At 66.3% G+C, this 20,572-nt stretch carries 20 protein-coding genes and 2 tRNA genes; 7 read left to right on the top strand and 15 right to left on the bottom strand.

The genetic code is table 11. The features are described 5' to 3' along the window. Positions 1-33: 33 nt before the first annotated feature. From phbB to nhaA, 3 genes are all read right to left on the bottom strand, one after another. Positions 34-756, bottom strand: coding sequence for an acetoacetyl-CoA reductase (gene phbB / locus HGB41_RS10800; protein WP_171084083.1), 723 nt, complete (start codon positions 754-756; stop codon positions 34-36). 711 nt (positions 757-1,467) lie between these two features. Next, on the bottom strand, positions 1,468-2,574 hold the full coding sequence (locus HGB41_RS10805; protein WP_171084085.1) for a 6-phosphofructokinase: 1,107 nt from the start codon (positions 2,572-2,574) through the stop codon (positions 1,468-1,470). A 298-nt stretch (positions 2,575-2,872) separates the two neighbouring features. After that, complete coding sequence (gene nhaA, locus HGB41_RS10810) at positions 2,873-4,090, bottom strand: Na+/H+ antiporter NhaA (RefSeq protein WP_171084086.1); 1,218 nt, start codon at positions 4,088-4,090, stop codon at positions 2,873-2,875. A gap of 314 nt (positions 4,091-4,404) precedes the next feature. Here nhaA and HGB41_RS10815 point away from each other — a divergent pair, with 314 nt between their 5' ends. After that, a complete protein-coding gene (locus HGB41_RS10815; protein ID WP_171084088.1) occupies positions 4,405-4,890 on the top strand; it encodes a universal stress protein in 486 nt (161 codons plus the stop codon). A 124-nt stretch (positions 4,891-5,014) separates the two neighbouring features. Here the strand turns inward: HGB41_RS10815 and HGB41_RS10820 are convergent, their stop codons facing one another. Both HGB41_RS10820 and HGB41_RS10825 read right to left on the bottom strand, forming a co-directional pair. Continuing rightward, complete coding sequence (locus HGB41_RS10820) at positions 5,015-5,851, bottom strand: universal stress protein (RefSeq protein ID WP_171084090.1); 837 nt, start codon at positions 5,849-5,851, stop codon at positions 5,015-5,017. Beyond that, a complete protein-coding gene (locus HGB41_RS10825; protein ID WP_171084092.1) occupies positions 5,848-6,282 on the bottom strand; it encodes a hemerythrin domain-containing protein in 435 nt (144 codons plus the stop codon). The genes HGB41_RS10820 and HGB41_RS10825 overlap by 4 nt, the downstream gene beginning before the upstream one ends. A 188-nt stretch (positions 6,283-6,470) precedes the next feature. Here HGB41_RS10825 and HGB41_RS10830 point away from each other — a divergent pair, with 188 nt between their 5' ends. Genes HGB41_RS10830 through HGB41_RS10850 form a run of 5 tightly spaced genes read left to right on the top strand, consistent with a single transcriptional unit; the run spans position 6,471 to position 9,230 of the window. Beyond that, complete coding sequence (locus HGB41_RS10830) at positions 6,471-6,803, top strand: ArsR/SmtB family transcription factor (RefSeq protein WP_171084094.1); 333 nt, start codon at positions 6,471-6,473, stop codon at positions 6,801-6,803. Beyond that, positions 6,800-7,231 (top strand): YeeE/YedE family protein, encoded by a 432-nt coding sequence (locus tag HGB41_RS10835; protein WP_171084096.1) that lies wholly within the window; start codon positions 6,800-6,802, stop codon positions 7,229-7,231. Before HGB41_RS10830 ends, HGB41_RS10835 begins: the two co-directional genes overlap by 4 nt. 10 nt (positions 7,232-7,241) lie before the next feature. Continuing rightward, positions 7,242-7,679, top strand: a complete 438-nt coding sequence (locus tag HGB41_RS10840; RefSeq protein WP_171084098.1) for a YeeE/YedE family protein — start codon at positions 7,242-7,244, stop codon at positions 7,677-7,679. Continuing rightward, positions 7,676-8,491, top strand: coding sequence for a TSUP family transporter (locus HGB41_RS10845; RefSeq protein ID WP_371868513.1), 816 nt, complete (start codon positions 7,676-7,678; stop codon positions 8,489-8,491). The genes HGB41_RS10840 and HGB41_RS10845 overlap by 4 nt, the downstream gene beginning before the upstream one ends. Positions 8,492-8,528: 37 nt before the next feature. Further along, entirely contained in the window at positions 8,529-9,230 is a 702-nt protein-coding gene (locus tag HGB41_RS10850; protein ID WP_171084102.1) for an MBL fold metallo-hydrolase, read from the top strand. A gap of 33 nt (positions 9,231-9,263) precedes the next feature. Here HGB41_RS10850 and HGB41_RS10855 read toward each other — a convergent pair whose 3' ends face one another. The 10 genes from HGB41_RS10855 to HGB41_RS10900 all read right to left on the bottom strand — a co-directional run bounded on the left by HGB41_RS10855 (position 9,264) and on the right by HGB41_RS10900 (position 20,020). Beyond that, complete coding sequence (locus HGB41_RS10855) at positions 9,264-11,465, bottom strand: NADP-dependent malic enzyme (protein WP_171084104.1); 2,202 nt, start codon at positions 11,463-11,465, stop codon at positions 9,264-9,266. Positions 11,466-11,808: 343 nt separating this feature from the next. Continuing rightward, positions 11,809-11,898 (bottom strand) — tRNA-Ser (locus HGB41_RS10860). Positions 11,899-12,251: 353 nt separating this feature from the next. Then, positions 12,252-12,341 (bottom strand) — tRNA-Ser (locus HGB41_RS10865). Between the two features lie 101 nt (positions 12,342-12,442). After that, complete coding sequence (gene serS, locus HGB41_RS10870) at positions 12,443-13,735, bottom strand: serine--tRNA ligase (protein ID WP_171084105.1); 1,293 nt, start codon at positions 13,733-13,735, stop codon at positions 12,443-12,445. A 121-nt stretch (positions 13,736-13,856) separates the two neighbouring features. After that, entirely contained in the window at positions 13,857-14,054 is a 198-nt protein-coding gene (locus HGB41_RS10875) for a hypothetical protein (RefSeq protein WP_171084107.1), read from the bottom strand. A gap of 236 nt (positions 14,055-14,290) precedes the next feature. Next, positions 14,291-14,962 (bottom strand): hypothetical protein, encoded by a 672-nt coding sequence (locus HGB41_RS10880; RefSeq protein WP_171084108.1) that lies wholly within the window; start codon positions 14,960-14,962, stop codon positions 14,291-14,293. An 18-nt stretch (positions 14,963-14,980) separates the two neighbouring features. Further along, positions 14,981-17,098: a hypothetical protein gene (locus HGB41_RS10885; RefSeq protein ID WP_171084110.1), complete on the bottom strand. Its 2,118-nt coding sequence runs from the start codon at positions 17,096-17,098 to the stop codon at positions 14,981-14,983. Next, positions 17,098-18,849, bottom strand: a complete 1,752-nt coding sequence (locus HGB41_RS10890; protein ID WP_171084112.1) for a hypothetical protein — start codon at positions 18,847-18,849, stop codon at positions 17,098-17,100. Before HGB41_RS10890 ends, HGB41_RS10885 begins: the two co-directional genes overlap by 1 nt. Before the next feature lie 27 nt (positions 18,850-18,876). Further along, positions 18,877-19,407 carry a hypothetical protein gene (locus HGB41_RS10895; RefSeq protein ID WP_171084114.1) on the bottom strand — a complete coding sequence of 177 codons (531 nt, stop codon included), beginning with the start codon at positions 19,405-19,407 and terminating at the stop codon, positions 18,877-18,879. A 106-nt stretch (positions 19,408-19,513) separates the two neighbouring features. Continuing rightward, positions 19,514-20,020 (bottom strand): hypothetical protein, encoded by a 507-nt coding sequence (locus HGB41_RS10900; RefSeq protein WP_229422969.1) that lies wholly within the window; start codon positions 20,018-20,020, stop codon positions 19,514-19,516. Between the two features lie 123 nt (positions 20,021-20,143). On the opposite strand from HGB41_RS10900, the gene HGB41_RS10905 reads away from it, so the two are divergent. Beyond that, complete coding sequence (locus tag HGB41_RS10905) at positions 20,144-20,500, top strand: winged helix-turn-helix domain-containing protein (RefSeq protein WP_171084118.1); 357 nt, start codon at positions 20,144-20,146, stop codon at positions 20,498-20,500. The last annotated feature ends 72 nt before the right edge of the window (positions 20,501-20,572 follow it).

Raw genomic sequence — 20,572 nt, forward strand, 5'->3', positions numbered from 1 at the left:
TCGCGCCTGGCCCTGCCGTGAAGCCGGATGTCCTCAGCCCAGGTACTGGCCGCCGTTCACGTCGAAAGTCGCGCCGGTAACGAATGCGCTGCCTTCTGAAGCCAGGAAGGCCACCATCCGGCCGATATCCTCCGGGGTGCCAAGGCGGCCGACCGGTATGGTGGCGAGGATCCCCTGCAAGACCTCGGGCGGCACCGCCGCCATCATCGCCGTATCGCAATAACCCGGCGCCACTGCGTTGACGGTGATGCCGTGTCCGGCGTTTTCCAGCGCCAGCGCCTTGGTGAAGCCGAGCATGCCGGCTTTCGCGGCAGCATAATTGGCTTGCCCTGCCTGCCCCTTGCGGCCATTGACCGAGCTGATGTTGACGATGCGTCCGTAATGGCGCGCGCGCATGCCGCCGATGACCTGGCGCGTCACGTTGAACACCGAGCCGAGATTGGTGTGTATCACCTGCCACCATTGTTCCGGGCTCATCTTGTGGAACATGGCATCCGCCGTGATGCCGGCGTTGTTGACGAGGATGTCGGCCGGACCGAGCAGCTCCTCGACCCGGGCCACGCCATCGCGGCAGGCGTCGAGGTCGGCCACGTCCCAGCGCAGGGCCAGGATGCCGGTGTCGTCCTGCATGCGGCGCGCCACCGCATCGTCGCTGTGATAAGTGGCGACGACCCGGCAGCCGGCGTCGCGCAGGGCGATGGCGATTGCCCTGCCCAGCCCGCGCGTGCCCCCAGTGACCAATGCGATCTTGTCCATGTCATCTCCTCGGTAGTGTCGGTGGCGAACAGGCGGCGGCCAGCAGGGCCGCCAGCGCCAGCCCGGGTGAGCACTTATGAACCGGTCTCATGGCAGCTGGGCGGCGCCGGCATGGCCGCAGGCTTGCCGCGTTCATGCAAGGGAAAGTCGTGCCCACCGGTTAATGCCGGTCAGTTAAGAGCCGCCGGTGACTCGTAGGGTGGGCAATTCGTAAATCAGGGCATTGGCCTAATGCCGATCAACTAAGCGCCGCCGGTATCTCGTAGGGTGGGCAATTCGTAATTCAGGGCATTGCCCTGAATTACCTTGCCCACGCGTTCAAACTACGGTGCTGCAGCCCGTGCGCCGGCTCGTATTGCAACTATCACCGCGTGGGGTAACCGGGGCCAGTGGCCCGGGTTACAAGCCGCCCACCCTACGGTTCTCACCAATTGACTGGCATTAGGGCATTGGCCTGATTTACCTTGCCCACGCGTTCAAACCACCATACTGCAGCCCGTGCGGTTGTTCACATCGCAACTATCACCGCGTGGGCGTAGTTCAGTCCACTGGACTGAACTACGCCCACCCTGCGTTTCTCACTAATTGACTGGCATTGCGCCCACCGGTAGCATTGTTCACATTCGGCTCCCGCCTGTATCAGCGGATCAGGCCAGCATAGGCGTCGCGCAGGTCGGGCGTCTGATCCAGCTTAATGCCGCGAACGGAACTTTAGCCCAGGCAGATTCCAAGCTCGAGCGCGGTGCGGATTGTGTCGCCGTCCAGCGGGACCCGCCGGCTGCGGCCGGCCAACTGGGCCAGCGGCACGGTGCCGATGTCCTGCCCGCCCAGGGTCACCATGACGCCGGACTCGCCGCGCGCCAGCGCGCGTACGGCGGCCGCGCCGAAACGCGCGGCGACGACGCGGTCGAAGGCCGACGGGCTGCCGCCGCGCAACAGGTGGCCCAGCACCACGCTGCGGCATTCCTTGCCGCAGCGTTCGGCCAGCCGCGCCTCGACCCAGGCGCCGATGCCGCCCAGGCGTTCGGCCTGGCCGATCCCGGCTGTGGCCTGCACCGCGCGCGCGCCGCCGCGCGGCTGCGCGCCCTCGGCCGCCACCACGATGGCATGGCGGTGGCCGGCCGCGTCGCGCCGGGCAATGGCAGCGGCGACCGCATCGATGTCGAAATCGATTTCAGGCAGCACGATTGCATGGGCGCCGGCCGCGATCCCCGCGTGCAGGGCGATCCAGCCGGCGTAGCGGCCCATCACCTCGACCACCATGACGCGGTGCTGGCTGTGAGCGGTGGTGTGGAGGCGGTCGATACATTCGGTCGCGAAGCCGACGGCGCTGTCGAAGCCGAAGGTCTGGATGGTGTGGTCGAGGTCGTTGTCGATGGTCTTGGGCACGCCCACCACTACCAGCCCGTGCCGGTGCAGGCGCTCGGCAATCTCCATCGAGCCGTCGCCGCCGATGGCGACCAGCGCATCGAAGCCGCGCTTTCGCAACAGCGTGGCCAGTTCGCCGCAGCGGTCCTGTTCGGCCATGCTGCCGTCGGCCTGGCGCACCGGGAAGCGCAAGGGGTTGCCACGGTTGGTGCTGCCGAGGATGGTGCCGCCGAGATGGCCGATGCCCTGCACCGCGTCGGCCGATAGCGGCACGACCGGCTCGCCCAGGCAGCCGGCCGGCGCCAGCAGGCCATTGAAACCGTCGCGGATGCCGTGGCATTCCCAGCCCAGCCGGCCGGCTGCGAGTACCACGGCGCGTATCACGGCGTTCAGGCCGGGCGCATCCCCGCCGCCGGTGGTGATCGCGATGCGGTTAGGGGGTGGATCCATGGGACCTCGCTGTGCTGCCCTCGATGCCGTATTTGGAAAATATAGCATGCGCCGGTAGCGCCGCGTGCCGCGCGCACGGCGCCAGGTTCCAGGAACGACAGTCCCGGGCGGCAGGCATCGGGACATCGGCCACGGTGCATGCAGGAATTGCACGCGCGCCCGGGTGGACCCGGCCACCCTACGCCGGCACGGCCGCGGGCAGCATCAGCCGCAAGGTGCCTGCCAGGATCGCCAGCGCGAAGCCGAGCATCACGATCGGCGCAGGATGAGTGACCGCTTTCATCGGCGGTCCCGGGCGCTAGCGCACACTTGGCGGGTCCGCTTCGAAGTCCATGCTGTCGGGGTCGGTATCAATGGCGGTCGGCGCACCCTTCACCGTGAGCCAGGCAAAGCCGAGCACGCCGGCCGCCAGCGACGCCAGCAGGATCGCCATCTTCGACGCATTGATGAGCTCCGGCTGCCCGGCAAAGGCCAGGTTGGTGATGAAGATCGACATCGTGAAGCCGATCCCGCCGAGCAGGCCGGCGCCGGCTACATGACGCCAGGCCAGGTCGAGCGGCAGGCGGCACAGGCCTAGCCGCACGGCCGCGAAGGTGAACAGGACGATCCCGGCCGGCTTGCCCGCCACCAGGCCCAGGAAAATGCCCAGGCTGTTGGCCGACAGCAGCTCGCCGGCCCAGCCGGAGGCGGCCACGATCCCGGTATTGGCCAAAGCAAACACCGGCAGGATCAGGAAGGCCACCGGCTTGTGCAGCGCGTGCTCGAGGCGGTGCGACGGCGAGGCGCCATCGTCCTGGCTGGACGAATACGGGATCGCGAACGCCAGCAGCACCCCGGCGATGGTCGCATGCACGCCCGACTTGAGCATCAGGAACCACATCAGCGCCCCGCCCAGCAGGTAGGGCCACAGTGCCATCACGCGCAGGCGCCGGTTCATCATCACCAAGCTGCCGAACACCGCGGCGGCGCCCGCCAGGTAAATGACCGACAGCTGGGCCGTGTAGAACACGGCAATGACGATGATCGCCCCCAGGTCGTCCATCACCGCCAGCGCCGTGAGGAAGATCTTGAGCGAGGCCGGCACCCGGCTGCCGAGCAGCGCCAGCACGCCCAGCGCGAACGCGATATCGGTCGCCATCGGGATGCCCATGCCGGGCTGGGTGGGCGTGCCGCCGTTGAGCCAGAAGTGGACCAGCGCGGGCAGCGCGATGCCGCCCGCCGCCGCCACGATCGGCAGCAGTGCATTGCGCAGGTCGGACAGCTCGCCGTTCTGCAACTCGCGCTCGAGCTCGAGCCCGATCAGCAGGAAGAACACCGCCATCAGGGCGTCGTTGATCCATTGCTCGACGCTCAGCCCGGCAACGTTCACGTGCCAGAAACCAAGGTAGGACGGGCCCAGCGGCGAATTGGCGACCGCCAGCGACACGAGCGTGCACAGGATCAAGACGACGCCGCCGGCCTTGCCGGATGCGGCGAATTCCTTGAAGCTGCTGGACAGGCGCTGTTCAATGCGCATGATGGCGCCCGTGCAGCACCGGGGCCGTCGAGGAGGAAGCGGAAAGCGATGGAGTGGCTGGATGGCGGGAGGGTAGGCTGGTGTGCATTCTGGATGGCCGTGATCAGGCCGCGTGGCGGCCCGACCGGCGCGAATCCTGTCGTACCCCTTTTGGTACGATCACCCTTGATAAATTATAACTCTGCCGGCATGCCGCGGGCGCAGCATTGGATGCCGGCTTGCACTGCCCGACCGGCGCGCCCTCCTGGTCGAATTCGGGCGTGCGGGCCTGAAAGCGCGTAAGCTGGACCCCGACCAATCCAGACGGAGTCCGTATGTTCCTCGAGAGAGTATGTGTCGCCACGGATGGCTCCGACCTGGCCGTCAGGGCCGCCCAGATGGGCGCCCTGCTTGCGCATGCAGGCGCCGGGCGCATGGTCGCGGTCTCGGTCGCGCAACCGCATTTCTCGACAAGCGGGGCCGGTGCCGCGCTGCCCGATGCACAGGCCGAGTTCGAGCGCGCCCGCCAGGCCGCCCAGGCGCACGTCGAGACGGTCGAACGTATCGCCCGCGCCAGCGGGGTCAGCTGCGAAACCGCCACGCCGCTGTCCTCGACGCCCGGGCCCGCCATTCTCGAACTGGCTGAAGAAAACGGCTGCGACCTGATCGTGATCGGCACCCATGGCCCGAACGACGCCAACCGGCTGTTCGCGGGCAGCGTCGCCCAGTACGTACTCGCCAATTCCACGATCCCGGTCCTGCTCCTGCGCGATCCGCGCGAAGCCGCGCCGCCCGATTTCATCGAAGACGGCCAGGCCTGAGCGGGCGCCCCCTGCCGGCGACCGGCACCGGCTTGCGGTCGAGCACGATACGGCCGGGCCCGGCGAACACTGCGGCATTCATCATCTGCATACGGCCTCCTGCGGGTGGCGTGCGCTGCGGCGCTCAGCGAGCCATCAAGACCGGCACTGCAGCGCTGCGCAAGACGGTGCTGCTGGTGCCGCCAAGAATCAGTTCACGGAATTGCGAATGGCCGTAGCAGCCCATCACGATCAGGTCGTCGGCCTCCTGCGCCGCATAGGCCAGCAAGGCATGGCCGTCGTCCACGCTACGGCCCAGGGCGATAACATCGGCGCGCACGCCGTGGCGCGCAAGGAATGCCGACAGGTCTGCCTGCTGGCGCGCGTCGGCCAGGTCGATGTCGTCCGTCGTGTGGAAGGACACGACGCGCACACGGGCGGCGCCTTGCAGCAGCGGGATGCAGGCGCGCAGTGCGGCCGAGGCTTCGCGGCTGCCGTTCCAGGCTACCAGGACATGCTGTCCGGGCGCGCGCGCGACCGGCGTGCACGGCACCACCAGTACCGGCCTGGCACAGGTGAACACCACGTATTCAGGAATCCGCCCGATTGTCTCGCTCAGGGCCTCGCCCACATCATCCTGGCTGACCACCACCAGGTCGCTGAACCGGGCCAGCCTGGCCAGCGCATCGCTGACGAGGTCGCATACCAGGCGCGTGTCGAACGACACGCCGGCCGCCTGTGCGAGCGCACTGAACTGCTCGAGCGCACGGCTGGCCTTCTGCTGCAACGGATCGAAATAGCTGGCCTCCAGGCTGCCGGCGGCGGCATGGTAACCATGCGGGAACACTTCGCGCGAGACACCGGTGGCGGCGACGCCGACCAGGTGCGCATCGTGCGCCTTGGCCAGCTGGGCGGCGATGCCGATGCGTGCAGGAGCATGGCGCGACAGGTCGGCGTGCACGACGATCGTCTTGTAGCTCATCGCACGCGCTCCCTGCCTGTCCCGGCGCGCGCGGCGCCGGCGGCGCGTCCGTGCCGGTGCGCGAGCAAGGTGCGCTGCGCCGTCGCCAGCACGCGCAGGGCGCTGAACCGGTGCAGCGACAACAGGGGACGCAGCGCCGCGACTGCGGCGCGCGCGGTGGCAGGCTCTCCCGCCTCGACCTGCGGCAAAGTGTGGTGCAGGGCCGCCAGCAGCAATGCATTGTCGCGGCGCTGCTCGCGCAGGCCGGGGTAGCCGGCCGCTTCCATCAGGGTTTCCTCGTGCCGGAAAGCCGTTTCGATCTCCGCGACCAGCAGCGTGAACAGGGTCGGAAACACCTGGTCCGACGCTGCGGCGGCCTCGCCCACCCGGGACAGCAGCCGCTTGCGCGCATGCGCCAGCGCGCGCACCGCACTGTGGGGGCCGTGCGCCATTGATGAATAGAGAGCATACGCGGCACCTGCATTTGACAATGATCGAAGTCTGTGCAGACTCCCCGTTTAATAGCTCCGTGTGTTTGATCCTGGATCAAAGATTCACCCGTCCCTGCCGAATTTTTCATTATATTGAAAAATATATTGTATATCGATATAATGTACTGCACCAGATCGAAAGGGCATCCATGTCTACTCCACTCCACCTCGACCTGCACGACATGCGGGCCGCCGCATCGCAGGCCTGCGCTCTGCTCAAAGTGCTGGGCAACCCCGACCGGCTCATGCTGCTGTGCCAGTTGACCCAAGGGGAATATTGCGTCAGCGACCTCGAAACCCTGCTCGGGATTGGCCAGCCCACGCTGTCCCAGCAACTCGGCGTCCTGCGCGAGGAGCGGCTGGTCAGCACCCGGCGCGAAGGCAAGCAGATCTACTACCGTATCGACAGTCCCGAAGCGCTGGCCGTGATGCAGGTGCTGTACGAACAATTTTGCCTGCCATCGAAAGGAGTACACGCATGAGTATCGACTGGATCCATTTCACGCCATGGCGCTCGCTCGCCGGCGGCCTGCTCATCGGCGCCGCCGCCGCGGCCTTCATCCTGTTCAACGGCAGGATCGCCGGCATCAGCGGCATCCTCGGAGGCCTGCTGCGCCCCGTACGCGGGGACACCGGGTGGCGAGTCGCCTTCCTGCTCGGCCTGGCCGGCGCACCGCTTGCCTATGGCCTGGTGGCGGCACTGCCGGCGGCCAACGTCGCGGCCGATGTCCCGACACTGGTTGCGGCGGGCCTGCTGGTCGGCCTCGGCACCCGTTATGGCGCAGGCTGCACCAGCGGGCATGGGGTATGCGGGCTGTCGCGCCAGTCGCCGCGCTCGCTGGCAGCGACTGCGGCCTTCATGCTGGCCGGCTTCGCCACCGTCTTCGTCGTACGTCACCTGCCCGGATAAGGAAACCATCATGCAGATCTTCATGGCACTCATCATCGGCCTGGTGTTTGGCGTCGGCCTGATCGTCGCCGGCATGACCGATCCCGCCAAAGTCATCGGCTTCCTCGACCTCGCAGGATCCTGGGATCCGTCGCTCGGCCTGGTGATGGGCGGCGCGATCCTGGTCGGCGCCGTCGCCTTCCGCTTTGCAGCCAGGCGCGAACGCTCGCTGCTCGGCGAACCCATGCGCCTGCCGGCGGCGACCCGGATCGACCGCCGCCTCGTGCTCGGCTCGCTCGTCTTCGGCGCCGGCTGGGGCCTGGCAGGCTATTGCCCCGGCCCGGCGCTGGCCTCCCTGGCAAGCGGCGCACGCGAACCGCTGGTGTTCAGCGCCGCCATGCTGGCCGGGATGGGCTTGTTCGAGCTGCTCGAACGGCTCGCTGCGACCCGCTCGCGCCAGCCGGCCTGAGCATGGTGGAGGGCGCGATGCTGACGGTTTCCTTGCTCGGCCTGCTGGTTGGCCTGGTGCTCGCGTTGACCGGCGCGGGCGGCGGCATCCTGGCCGTTCCGCTGCTGGTGTTCGGCACCGGCATGGGTATTGCCGATGCCGGCCCGATCGGCCTGCTGGCGGTCGGGATGGCGGCCGCGCTCGGCGCCGCGCTGGGCCTGCGCGCGGGCCAGGTCCGCTATCGCGCCGCCCTCCTGGTCGCCGCCGCCGGCATGCTGCTCTCGCCGCTCGGCCTGTGGGCGGCGCGCCTGGCCGACGCCCGCTGGCTGGGCCTGTTGTTTGCCCTGGTCCTGCTGTATGTAGCCGTCAAGACTTACCGCCTGGCTGCCCGCAATGCCACGGCGGCGCAGGCGCCGCGCGCACCGGTCTGCGTACGCATGGCGTCGACCGGCCGCTTCGGCTGGACCCGCCCCTGCGCCCGCGCGCTGGCCCTGTCGGGCGGCGCTGCCGGGCTCCTGTCGGGGCTGCTGGGGGTCGGGGGCGGCTTCGTGATGCTGCCCGCCCTGCAGCGCTACACCGACCTGCCGGTCAAGTCGGCGGTGGCGACCTCGCTGGCCGTGATTGCCCTGATTTCCGCGAGCGGTGTCGCTGCGGCCGCGGCGCAGGGCGGGATCGAATGGCACATGGCGGCGCCGTTCGCGGCGGGCGCCCTGGCCGGCATGCTGGGCGGCCGCGCGCTCGCCGCCCGGGCAGCCGGGCCCGCGCTCCAGAAGGCGTTCGCGCTCGTGTCGGCCGTGGTTGCAGCGGGCATGATCGCCAAGGCCTTGCTGTGAATTGCAGGGACAACGCAGTGCATTTTTGGGGAACGCAATGACGACCAATCCGATCCAGCTGTTCGACACCGAATCGTCGACCTTTACTTATATCCTGGCTGCCCCGGGAGACACCGACGCCGTCATCATCGACCCGGTCGCACGCCACTGGGAGCGCGACCTGCGCCATCTCGAGCGCCTGGGCTTGAAGCTGCGGCTGGTGCTGGAAACCCACGCGCATGCCGACCATGTCACCTCGGCCGGCAAGCTGTGCGAGATGACCGGCGCCCTCGCCGCAGTCCCCGGCGGCTGCGGCATCGCACCGGCCGAGCTGCAACTGCAGGATGGCGAGGTGCTGCGCTTCGGCCCCGGCGAAGAGATCCGGGTGCTGCACACGCCGGGACACACTGCGGGCAGCATGAGCTATGCGTGGCGCCGCAACGTGTTCACCGGCGACGCCCTGCTGATCGACGGCTGCGGGCGCACCGACTTCCAGGGCGGCAGCGCGCAGGCGCTGTACGACAGCGTCACCGGCAAGTTGTTCACGCTGCCGGACGACACCCGCGTGTGGCCGGGCCACGACTACCAGGGCCAGTCGGTATCGACCATCGGCTGGGAAAAGCGCCATAACGCGCGACTGGCCGGCCGCAGCCGTGCCGATTTCGCCAGGCTCATGGACCAGCTCGACCTGCCCCGCCCGAAACTGATCGACGTGGCCGTGCCGGCCAACCGCAATCTTGGGCTGCCGCACGGCGGATGAACCGCGCCGCGGCCTTGCCCGCGGCTTGCCGGATCACTCCACGGCCGCCGCAGCCAGCGCCGTCATGTTGACGATCCGCCGCACCGTCGCACTCGGGCTGAGGATGTGCACCGGCCTGGCCGCACCGAGCAGGATCGGCCCGACGGTGACGCCCTTGCCCGCCGCAACCTTGAGCACGTTGAACAGGATATTGGCGGCATCCAGCGACGGCATCACCAGCAGGTTGGCGCTGCCGGCGAAGCCGTCCTCGATCTTGTAGATGTCGCGGATCTCTTCGGACAGCGCGGCGTCGCCATGGATCTCGCCGATCACCGACAGGTCCGGCGCGGATGCCTTCAGCAATTCGCGCGCTTCGCGCATGCGGCGCGCCGAGGGCCGCTGCGACGAGCCGAGCGAGGAATGCGACAGCAGCGCCACCCGTGGCTCGAGCCCGAACTGGCGCAGCATGGCCGCGCCGAGGCGCGCGATTTCCGCCAGCTCCGGCGCAGTCGGCTGGTCATTCACATAGGTATCGGTGATGAACAGCGTGTACTTGTCGAGCACCAGCGCATTCATCGCCGCCAGCACCCCGACACCCGGTGCGGTGCCGATTTCCTCCTGCACATGCACCAGGTGACTGTCATAGCTGCCCTGCATGCCGCAGATGAGGGCATCGACCTCGCCGGATTTCAGCAGGCGCGCGCCCTGCAGCGTCGCGTCGCCCTCGAGCTCGACCAGCGTGTAGTCGCTGTCCGCCTGCAGCCGCAGGCCTGCGTCCTTGATGGCTCGCTCGACCTTGGCCCGCTCGCCGATCAGGACCGGCCGCGCAATGCCTTCGTCGACCACGGTCTGCACCGCGCGCAGCACGCGGCGGTCGCTGCCCTCCGCATAGGCGACCCGGCGCGCCCTGGCCTTGGCCTTGGTGAAGACCGGCTTCATGAAGAAGCCGGTGTGGTAGATCATCTGGGCCAGCTTGTCGCGGTAGGCCGCCATATCAAGTATCGGGCGCGCCGCGACGCCGGAGTCCGCGGCCGCTTGTGCCACGCGCGGCGCAATCGCCGCCAGCAGGCGCGGGTCGAAGGGTTTCGGGATGATGTATTCGGGCCCGAAGTTCAGGTCCTGGCCTTCGTAGGCCGAGGCCACGACGTCGCTGGCTTCGGCTTCGGCCAGTTCGGCGATCGCCGTCACGCAGGCCAGCTTCATCTCGTCGGTGATGCGGGTTGCGCCGCAATCCAGGGCGCCGCGGAAGATGTAGGGGAAGCACAGCACGTTGTTCACCTGGTTCGGGTAATCCGAACGGCCGGTGGCGATGATGCAGTCGGGCCGCGCGGCGCGCGCCACTTCCGGGCGGATTTCCGGCTCCGGGTTGGCCAGCGCCAGGATCACCGGCTGGTTCGCCATGGACTTGACCATCTCGCCGGTGAGCACGCCCGCGGTCGAACACCCGAGGAAGACGTCGGCGCCGTGCATGATGTCGGAAAGCGTGCGCGCATCGGTGGCCTGGGCATAGCGCGCCTTGTTGGCTTCCATGTTGGCCTCGCGACCAAGGTAGATGACGCCCCTGGAATCGGTGACGAAGATGTTCTCGCGCTTCACGCCGAGCAGCACCATCATGTCGAGGCAGGCAATCGCAGCCGCGCCGGCGCCGGAAGCGCACAGCTTGATCTGGCCGATGTCCTTCCTGACGACCTTGAGCGCATTCAGGAGCGCCGCGGTGGAGATGATCGCGGTGCCGTGCTGGTCGTCGTGGAAGACCGGGATGTTCATGCGCTCGCGCAGCTTCTTCTCGATGTAGAAGCATTCGGGCGCCTTGATGTCTTCCAGGTTGATGCCGCCGACGGTGGGTTCCAGCATGGCGATCGCGTCGACCAGCTTGTCCGGATCCATCTCGTCCAGCTCCAGGTCGAACACGTCGACCCCGGCGAATTTCTTGAACAGGCAGCCCTTGCCTTCCATGACGGGCTTGGAGGCCAGCGGCCCGATGTTACCGAGGCCCAGCACGGCGGTGCCGTTGGTGATCACGGCCACCAGGTTGGCGCGCGAGGTGTACTCGGCGGCCATGTTCGGATCGGCGGCGATTTCTTCGCAGGCATAGGCCACACCCGGCGAATAGGCCAGCGACAGGTCGCGCTGGTTCGACAGCGGCTTGGTGGCAACCACCTCGATCTTGCCGCGGGTCGGGCTGCGGTGGTACTCGAGCGCGTCTGCGCGCAGCTGGGTGTCGCGGGATTCGTCGTTGCTGGATTCCGTGCTCATCTTGTCTCCTTTTGTTCTCGTGTGCGGCAGCGGCCTGGCGCCTGCATGCAAGCCTACCTGTCGGAAAGCCATCATTGCAACACGAAACGGGAAAAGCCATCACATCGGATGGTTTTTTGTATGTGTAGCGAAAGGTGAGATGTGTCCGGAAACGAAAAAGGCTCCCGGTGGGAGCCTTTTCGTTACGACTTGGCGGAGAGGGTGGGATTCGCCTACGTTCCGCAGGCCACCCGTGCGCAAGTATGCGCACGGCTTCGAATTCCACTCGGAAGCCATGCAGACGGCTCCCTCCTTCCGCGTACGCAATAAAAAAGCTCCCATGCGGGAGCTTTTTTATTACTACTGGCGGAGAGGGTGGGATTCGAACCCACGGTACGATTTAACGTACGCCTGATTTCGAGTCAGGTACATTCGACCACTCTGCCACCTCTCCTGAAACGGTGTTGCGGTCGCTGTAAGCGAGGCCGAATTATAGCGAAGGATCGAATTTCATGGAAGAGGAAAAAGTACGAGAAGTAAATTTTCTCGAAAGCTGACTTGCACATGAGGGTGAAAGAAAATTTCACCTGAGTGCGACATATGAAAGGATATTTCAGGCCTCTACTGCAAGAGCCAGAATGAGGCTCCCTGCGGGAGTCTGGGGAGGGTGGGATTCGCCTACGTGCCGCAGGCCGCCCGTGCGCAAGTATGCGCACGGCTTCGAATCCCACGCGTAAGCCGCGCAGGCGGCTTACTCCTCTCCGCCAGTAAACAAAAAGGGCTCCCGAGGGAGCCCTTTTTGTTTACTGGCGGAGAGGGTGGGATTCGAACCCACGGTACGATTTAACGTACGCCTGATTTCGAGTCAGGTACATTCGACCACTCTGCCACCTCTCCAAAATCGGTGTTGCGGTCGCTGCAAGACACGCATTATAGCGAGCCCCTTGCAAAAACGGAAGAGCAAATTCAGCTGCCACGCAAAACTTGCCCTGTCCGCGTCAGGCCGCCGAGAGACGCTCCAGCCCACCCATATACGGCCGCAGCACTTCCGGAATCACCACGCTGCCATCCGCCTGCTGGTAATTCTCCAGCACTGCCACCAGCGTACGCCCCACCGCCAGGCCCGAACCGTTCAGCGTATGCACCAGCTCCGGCTTGCCGGCCGCGTTGCGGAACCTGGCCTGCATGCGGCGCGACTGGAAGGCTTCGCAGTTCGACAGCGACGAAATCTCGCGATAGGTGTTCTGTGCCGGCAGCCACACTTCCAGGTCATAGGTCTTGGCGGCCGAGAAGCCCATGTCGCCGGTGCACAGCAGCATGACGCGGTAAGGCAGGCCGAGCGAGGTCAGGATGAATTCGGCCTGGCCGACCATCTCTTCCAGCGCCACGTACGACTGTTCCGGATGCACCACCTGTACCAGCTCGACCTTGTCGAACTGGTGCTGGCGGATCATGCCGCGGGTGTCGCGGCCGTAACTGCCGGCTTCCGAGCGGAAGCATGGGGTGTGCGCGGTCATCTTCAGCGGCAGCTCGTCCAGCGCCACGATCTCGTCGCGCACGACGTTGGTCAGCGAAACTTCCGAGGTCGGGATCAGGTAGAAGGTCTCGCCTTCGCCCTCGACGCCGCCCTTCTTCACCGAGAACAAATCGGCTTCGAATTTCGGCAGCTGGCCGGTGCCGCGCAGCGAATCGGCGTTGACCATGTAGGGGGTGTAGCACTCGGTATAACCGTGCCGGCTAGTGTGGGTGTCCAGCATGTACTGGGCCAGCGCACGGTGCAGGCGCGCCATGCCGCCCTTCATCATCGAGAAGCGCGAGCCGGTCAGCTTGGTCGCGGTCTCGAAGTCCAGGCCCAGCTTTTCGCCGATGTCGACGTGGTCTTTTACTTCGAAGTCGAAGCTGCCCGGGGTACCGACCTTGCGCACTTCGACATTGCCCGTTTCATCAAGGCCCTGCGGCGCGCTCTCGTGCGGCAGGTTCGGCACGGCTTCGATGAAACGCGCCATCTTCGCCTGCACTTCGGCGAGGGCCGCTTCGTTGGCCTTGAGCTCATCGCCCAGGCCGGCCACGTCCGCCATCACGGCCGTGGTGTCCTCGCCCTTGCCCTTCATCATGCCGATCTGCTTGGACAGCGAGTTGCGCTTGCCCTGCAGTTCTTCGGTGCGCGTCTGGATCGCCTTGCGTTCGGCTTCGAGGGCGTTGAAGGCAGCCACGTCGAGCTGGAACTTGCGGGTCGCCAGTCGCGCGGCGACCTTGTCGATGTCTTTGCGGAGAAGTTGGATGTCAATCATGTCGGGTTGGGCTTGCGTATGTCGAAAACACAATTGTACCAAGCCGACAGCCTTTACCAACGAGATTTGGCGAACGATTCCAGATCCGTTCTGCCGGGCCGCCCGCCAGCCCTTTGCTGCATTAGTTCAGGCCGGCTTTCTGGGCGACGGTGAGGCGCGGCGCCTTGACGACAACCACGTGCATCGTCGAATCCACCAGGATCGCGGTCGGCGCTTTCACGATCTCGACCGGACGTGCAGCGGCGGTGGCGTAGCTGGCGGCCAGGCCCAGTGCGGCGGCGCTCAGGAAGATGGCTTCGAAGTTTTTACGGATGTTCATGGTGTGCTCCTGGGGTTGATTGATGCGATAAGTGGTTCGGTATGCTTGAACTTTATCGATCGCCCCAGTCAGGCGCCACCGGCTTGCGACGAAGCGCGGAAAACATGGCCCAGAATGCACTAATCGCGGACCGGCCGACGAAGCCCGCATGTACGCCGACGTTCGCCGGCATACGGCCAGGGCAGCGGCTGCCGGCGGCCCTCGCCGGGTGCTGGCAGCCGCTTTATACCGGACGCTTAGAAGGCCAGGTCGACCGCTTTCGAATCGGCCTTCGGGGTCGGCACGTCGATCTTGGCGCCCTGCGCCAGCTTGATCACGCCGGCCATGAAGCCACCCGAATCGGTCACGACCTTGCCCAGCAGCGGCAGCGAATCCTTGACCGGCAGGATCTGCGGCAGGGTCATCGGGTTGGCGCTGGCCTTGGCGATCAGCGACTGGCCGGTCCTGGTCAACGCGACCGCCTGCAGGGCGCCGATGCCGTAGTTCAGCAGCGCGTCGCCGACCTGCTTCTTGCTGGCGCTGTCGAGCGTGGTCATCTTGTTCTTCATCTCGCCCGAATCGTAGAGGCGCTTGGCTTCGGCCGATGCCGACTCGACCAGCTTGGCGCGGCGTGCGTCGCGCTCCTTGGTGTCGGTCAGCTTCTCGATGGCGTCCAGCTCGGCCTTGGTCAGGGCGCGCTGCTCGGCATTGTCGAAGGCCAGCTTGATCGCAATGACCGAACGGCCGGTGAGCTGGCTCAGCGCCGCGCTCTGGGTCACGAAGGTGCTCACATCCGCGCTGATGTCGCCGCCACCGCCACCGCCCTTGGCTGCGCTCAGCAGGCCGCCGAGGCCACCCAGCTGCGCGTGCGCCGCGCCGGCGCTAGTCAGGCATGCCGCCACCATCACCGCTTGTGCAATTTTTTTCATTTTTCAGGACTTTCTGTTTTAGTTATCGAGTTTCTTGAGCAGGTCGGGCTGCATCGACAGTCCATTACCCAGCTCCTTGTATCCGTAGTACGCCGCCTTGCTTGATGCGGGCATGCCACTGAATTCGGTCCGCAGGCCCGAGGTCACGGTTTTCGTGACGTCGGCGCCGCTCTTGAAGCGCGCCACCAGGCCGAGCGTGACGGTCGCCTTGCAGGCTTCGCCTTCGCAACTAGCAGCTTCCTCGCGGATCACATAGCCCGGCTGCACGCATTGCGCAATCGCCGGCGGCTGCAGGCGGGTGTCGAACATGCCCGCCTCGAGCAGCACGTTCGCATCGCCATAGAAGGCCGGGTCGCCCAGGTGTCCCGCATGCTTGCGCGAGCGGTACAGCGCATGGCGCACCAGCGGCGCCGCATACGCGGCTTCGGCCACGCTGTTCTGGCCGACGTAGACCGGTTCGGCGCAATCGATCACCGGCGCCGCGCCCGGCAGGGGCTGGTCGAGTACCCGCAGGATGTCGCCGCGCTGGGGTTTCGGCAGCGCCGGGTTGGTGGCGGAGTACGACAAGCCCACCAAGGCGCCCTCGCCTACCGGATCGAGGCTGCCGCTGGCCACGTCGAGGTCGAGCAGCGCGGGCTTGCCGTGCACCTTGGCCGCTAGCTGGTGCAGCACGTTGAAGCTCGGGCGCTGGCCTGGCGTGCCGCCCATGCCTTCGACCCAGATGCGGCCTGCATCGACCTTCGCGATGCGCAGGTCGCGCGGCGTGAAGCGCACGTTGGCCAGGAAGTTCTGCGCCAGCTTCGCCGTAGCGTTCTTCAGGGAGATCTCACGCGCCTGGGTCGCATCCAGGCCGCTGCCCTTTACGCGCTCGATGCTGTAGTCGTCGTCGCCCAGCTCCGAGAACACCACCTTGCCGAAGCGGTCCACCACCTGGGCGCTGACCAGGGTATGGAAGCGCTCTTCGGTCTTGGTCCCAAGCGTGCCGCTCAGCGTGACGCTCGGCGTGGCCACCGGCGTGAAGCGCAGGAAGAAGTCCGGCGGGTCGGTGCGGATACCGGAGGCTTCGGCCATGCTCGGCAGCTTGTTCCAGTCGACGCAATTGGCCGAGCGCGTGATCAGCTGCCTGGTTTGCCTGAAGTGCACGTCCACGGGGCTGAGCTGGAACGAGGCCTTGAAGCCGATCGCGCGCCCGAAGATATCGGCCACCGCGTTCGACGCTGCATCGTCCTTGCCAACCACCGGCAGCAGGCGCGGCTTGCGGCTGTCGTCGCCGGTGCCTTCGAAGGTGAATTGCAGGGTGTCGCCGGCGGAAGCGCTGCCCATCGCGGTGCGCAGCACGGCATAGCCGCTGTCGGCGTACAGCACGTCGAAGATGCTGGTCTTGCCGTCTGGCGCCTGGGCTTCGACCTGTTCGCCCTTGACGAAGCCGGCTTCCACGCCGCGGTCGGCCACCAGGAACTTGCCGTCCCTGTCGACCAGTTTCACGGCCGTGGCCTTCGGGTCGAAGGCGGCGCTGGCAGCGGCGACCAGGGTGTCGACCTGGGCTGCGATATTCCTGAGGACCTCCGCGCGCATGGTCGCGTCCATCGCGCCGGAGGCGTATTCGGCGCGGCTGAAGCGAAACGGCGTGTACACGGTTTCGCTCATCGTGTAGACCACCTTGGCCAGGCTTGGCCTCACGAATTGCAGGCTCAGGGTCACCGGCACCAGCACTTCGACATTGTCGCCGCGCGCCACCTCGTACAGCGAGGCGCGGGTGATGCCCAGCAGGACCGCATAGGTGTCGGCCACGGCAAACGAGGGCGCCGTCTTGCACTGCAGGCTGCTGTCGTTGATGAAGCGGTGGCCGCTGCCGACCTTGATGTCGGCGACCTGCCTGGCATGGATGATCGACGCCGGGTAGGCTTGCCCGAGCTGGCCGACGAAGCGCGCGATCAACGCGGCCTGTGCGGCCTGGCCGGCCGTGTCGTCGAACAGGCGCGCCATCAGCTTCGGGTCTAGCAGCGAACGGGCCTGGCGCCCCTCCGGCGACATGCCTTCGATTTCCTGCACGGGGAACAGGTAGAACGAGGCGGCCTGGGTAGGCAGCGCCGCACCGAGGCCCGCCACCATGGCTGCGATCAGCAAACGCCGCATCAGATCTGCTCCGGGCACTTGCCGTCGAGGCAGAACAGCAGGCGGTTACCGCGGCGCTCATAACGTCCGCCACGGAAGGCGCTGTTGTCCGCTTCGATGTATTCGTCCACCAGGTCGTTGACCTGGGTGCCGAAATTGCCCTTGGCGGTCACCTTCCAGCTGTACAGCTCGGCCGACGCATTGTCGCCCTCGCCGAATTCCACGACGCCGGTCATCTCCTTGATGCGCGCCTCGAAATCGCGGCGCAGCTTGCCCGGGATGCGCTGGGCGCTGTATACCGAGACCACGTAGGGACTGCCCTGCGCGCTGGCCTGCTGCAGGTCGCGCCGCGCCTTGGTGCCGATGGTTTCGGCCAGCGAGCGCGCCAGGGCATCGGCCAGGTTGGCGCGGCAGTTCTGGTCGCTCGAACCGGAAGCGCGCTTGCCGATGGTGCCCTTCGCGAAGCTGTCGCCGGTGTCGACGTCGGCCGAACTCAGGGCCAGCTGGCCCGAGCACAGCACCTCGCCGCTCGGCGAGCTGCCTTCGGACTGCATCACGGCCTGGCCGTAGACCAGGTATTTGGCCTTGTAGCTGCCGCTCGATGCTTTCTTCAGGTAGCTGTCGAATTTCTGCATGCGGGTGATGTCGGAGACGGTCAGGCGGCGGCCGTTCTCGACGCGGAAGTCGCGTTCGTCGGTGACCGCCAGGTCGAACTCGCCCACCACCTGCTGCAGCTTCTGGTTGATCAGCGAGGCTTCAAGGTCGGCCGGCTTGGCGTTGTCGATGCCGGCGAAGACCTGCTTCACTTTCAGGTTGACCACGTCGTTCTGGCGCTGGACGTCGTTGTTCTTCTCGGCATAGCTGGCCGCGCTGCTGGACTTGGCGGCGCTGGCGCTGGAATGGCTGGCGCTGACGGCGGCCTGCGACGACGAGCTGCCGGCGGCGGACGACTTCTGGGCAGCCGCGAACTGGGTGTCGCGGGCGCCGGCCACCTGGGTGTCGCGCGAGCCGCTGGCCTGCACGTTGCGCGCGGCGGCAGCCGAGCCGCCGTAGCCGTCCTGCATGGCGGCCGCGCCGCGGTCGGAGCCGCTGAACGAGGCTTTGTCGGAACCGGAGAAGGAAGCGCGGTCGCGCCCGGCGCTTGATGCAGCCGAGCTGGCGGCAAAGGCCGATTTGTCGCTCGATGCGGCGGCGAAGCTGCCCTTGGCCGCGCTGGCCGAGCTGCTGGCGGCGCTGCGCGAGCTCGAGACCGAAGACGAACGGTCCGACATCGAGCTCTTGTCGTGCGAGTAGTCGATCTCGGTGACCAGCGGCTGCGACGGGTCTAGTTTGGTGCCGACGCCGTAGTATTCGTCGATCAGGAACAGCACCTTGGCGCTGCTGACGGCCATCTTCGAGCCCAGCTCCAGCGAGCGGGTCATGTCGAGGAAGACGCTAGAATCGACCTGCAGGGTGGAGCGCGCGGTCAGGATGTCGCCTTCGGCATTGAAGCTGGTGCGCAGGTTGTCGGCCAGCTGGGTACGCAGTTCGGCCAGCGCATTCTTCACCTTCGGGTCGTTCGGGTTGGCGCTGAGTTTCAGGCGCAGGACGCTGGCGACGGCTGCCAGTTCGGCCTGTTCGCGTGCGATGCGGCGCGCGTTGACCAGGTCGCCGCTGGCCTTGATGCTGAGTTCCTTGACGCCGTTGGCGGAGAAGGTTTCGGCCGCGGCGGTGCCGGTGGCGCCGATAGAGCCGAGCGCAAGCAGCGCCGACAGCAGGAGAGTCTTTTTCATGTTATCTGGAGTGAAGTGAAGCGGGATTTACTCGGGAAGCTGGACCGACACGTCGCCGGCGCTGGCCTTGACGCCGGACGCGTCGATGCTGGCTTCGGCCGCGGCCGAAGGGGTGGCTGAAGCGGCCGCAGGCGCTTGGACCGCGCCATCCGCGCCGCCGGCGGCGAGCGCCACGAAACGGATATCGGTGCGCACCGGGTCGAGCAGCGGCTCGGCCATCAGGTCGACGCCGGAGACCGTGCCGCCCTTGACCGCCAAGCCTGCATAGCGGATGGCGTCGTCGGCCTTGCCGGCCTGGGCACTGGCCTTGGCCGTCTCCCAGGCCACTACCCCGGCCGTATCCTGCTTGTCTTCCAGGAAGCGCGCGCCCTGGGCGCTGGCTTCGGCAAATTTCCCTTGCGCGATCTGCTGGCGCAGTGCGGTCGCGACCTCAGCTGCGCCGGCAGGCTTGATGGCCGAGGCCAGGCTTTCGCGCGCGTCCTCGCAGCCGGACAGCAAGGGCATGGCGGCGCACAGCGCCAGCAGCCCGCCCGTGAGGAAGATTGATCTCGAGTGCATGGAACATCCTTTATCGTTATGATTTCTAGAACGTTGCAAAAACGAGATCAGATCCTACCGAGCTTTTATTTTTCTGTAAAGAAATATTGCCTACTCAGCAGCAAAGTTATTGCTGGCGCATGGAAAGGATGAGTTTTGCGGTGTACAGCACGACGATCGTGCCGATCAGGTCGCCGCTGGCCATGACGAAAAAGCCGTGCAGCAAGCCTTCACGCTGGCCCTGCAGGGCGAACCAGATGTGATGCAACAGCGGGCTGGCGATCGAAAAGGCCAGTGCGCAGCCGAGCAGGCGCCACGGCCCGAGTCCGGCCAGCGAAGGGCCGACGCGACCGGCAACCAGCAGGCGATAGGTGAGGTAGGGCGCGAGTGCGGCGAGGATGCCGCCGGCGAAGGAACGGATCGGGTCGTTCGGGAAGAAATGGAAAAAGCAGATCAGCCAGGAGGCAACCAGGATGCCGATCGCGCCCGCTTCCGCAAACAGCAGGATGCACAACAGGCGCACCCCGGCAGGCAGGTAAATCCAGCTGATGCCATGGGCGAATTCCAGCCACTTGAACAGGAGTTCGTTAAGGGCGATCGTGCCAAGGAAAAGCAGCGCAGTGCCGGCACTCATGGCAAATTTCAAAGGGAAGCCGGACATGACAGGGTAGAATAAGCCTATCTAATATATCAAAGCATTATATCAGTTACTCTTATTTATCGAGCAATAAGCTATGTCTATCGATACGCCGCTGCCATGAGCAAGTCGCCCCGTCCAGCCGACATCTACCTGCGCTTCCTGAATTTGATGGACGCCTTGCGCGCCCTGCCCGCGCTACCGCCGCTCGACCCGCTCGAGGAGCGCATCCTGGCCGTGGTCGGCCGCGCGCGCCAGCTCGAAGAACGCCTGAGCGTGCGCGACCTGATGGGCCAGGACGGATTGGGTGCGCCGGCGACGATCCACGCGCGCATCACCTCGATGCGCAAGAAGGGCTGGCTGGTGCTGGGCGATACCGAAGACAGCCGCCGCAAGCAGGTCGACCTGACCCCGGCGGCGCTGGCCTATTTCGATGAATTATCCGGCCTCATGCTCAAGGCCGCCAAGGGAAGCTAAGAGCGCCCGACAATTCCCCCGATGGCCGCGTTGCATCGTCTCGCCGTACTCGCGTACTGTCTTCGACGATGC

The organism is Telluria aromaticivorans, from assembly GCF_013003915.1.
GTDB lineage: Bacteria > Pseudomonadota > Gammaproteobacteria > Burkholderiales > Burkholderiaceae_D > Telluria > Telluria aromaticivorans.

Coding starts and splice junctions, on each gene's coding strand:
- phbB (WP_171084083.1), bottom strand. CDS start 756: ATGGACAAGATCGCATTGGTCACTGGGGGCACGCGCGGGCTGGGCAGG.
- HGB41_RS10805 (WP_171084085.1), bottom strand. CDS start 2,574: ATGGATCCACCCCCTAACCGCATCGCGATCACCACCGGCGGCGGGGAT.
- nhaA (WP_171084086.1), bottom strand. CDS start 4,090: ATGCGCATTGAACAGCGCCTGTCCAGCAGCTTCAAGGAATTCGCCGCA.
- HGB41_RS10815 (WP_171084088.1), top strand. CDS start 4,405: ATGTTCCTCGAGAGAGTATGTGTCGCCACGGATGGCTCCGACCTGGCC.
- HGB41_RS10820 (WP_171084090.1), bottom strand. CDS start 5,851: ATGAGCTACAAGACGATCGTCGTGCACGCCGACCTGTCGCGCCATGCT.
- HGB41_RS10825 (WP_171084092.1), bottom strand. CDS start 6,282: ATGGCGCACGGCCCCCACAGTGCGGTGCGCGCGCTGGCGCATGCGCGC.
- HGB41_RS10830 (WP_171084094.1), top strand. CDS start 6,471: ATGTCTACTCCACTCCACCTCGACCTGCACGACATGCGGGCCGCCGCA.
- HGB41_RS10835 (WP_171084096.1), top strand. CDS start 6,800: ATGAGTATCGACTGGATCCATTTCACGCCATGGCGCTCGCTCGCCGGC.
- HGB41_RS10840 (WP_171084098.1), top strand. CDS start 7,242: ATGCAGATCTTCATGGCACTCATCATCGGCCTGGTGTTTGGCGTCGGC.
- HGB41_RS10850 (WP_171084102.1), top strand. CDS start 8,529: ATGACGACCAATCCGATCCAGCTGTTCGACACCGAATCGTCGACCTTT.
- HGB41_RS10855 (WP_171084104.1), bottom strand. CDS start 11,465: ATGAGCACGGAATCCAGCAACGACGAATCCCGCGACACCCAGCTGCGC.
- serS (WP_171084105.1), bottom strand. CDS start 13,735: ATGATTGACATCCAACTTCTCCGCAAAGACATCGACAAGGTCGCCGCG.
- HGB41_RS10875 (WP_171084107.1), bottom strand. CDS start 14,054: ATGAACATCCGTAAAAACTTCGAAGCCATCTTCCTGAGCGCCGCCGCA.
- HGB41_RS10880 (WP_171084108.1), bottom strand. CDS start 14,962: ATGAAAAAAATTGCACAAGCGGTGATGGTGGCGGCATGCCTGACTAGC.
- HGB41_RS10885 (WP_171084110.1), bottom strand. CDS start 17,098: ATGCGGCGTTTGCTGATCGCAGCCATGGTGGCGGGCCTCGGTGCGGCG.
- HGB41_RS10890 (WP_171084112.1), bottom strand. CDS start 18,849: ATGAAAAAGACTCTCCTGCTGTCGGCGCTGCTTGCGCTCGGCTCTATC.
- HGB41_RS10895 (WP_171084114.1), bottom strand. CDS start 19,407: ATGCACTCGAGATCAATCTTCCTCACGGGCGGGCTGCTGGCGCTGTGC.
- HGB41_RS10900 (WP_229422969.1), bottom strand. CDS start 20,020: ATGAGTGCCGGCACTGCGCTGCTTTTCCTTGGCACGATCGCCCTTAAC.
- HGB41_RS10905 (WP_171084118.1), top strand. CDS start 20,144: ATGAGCAAGTCGCCCCGTCCAGCCGACATCTACCTGCGCTTCCTGAAT.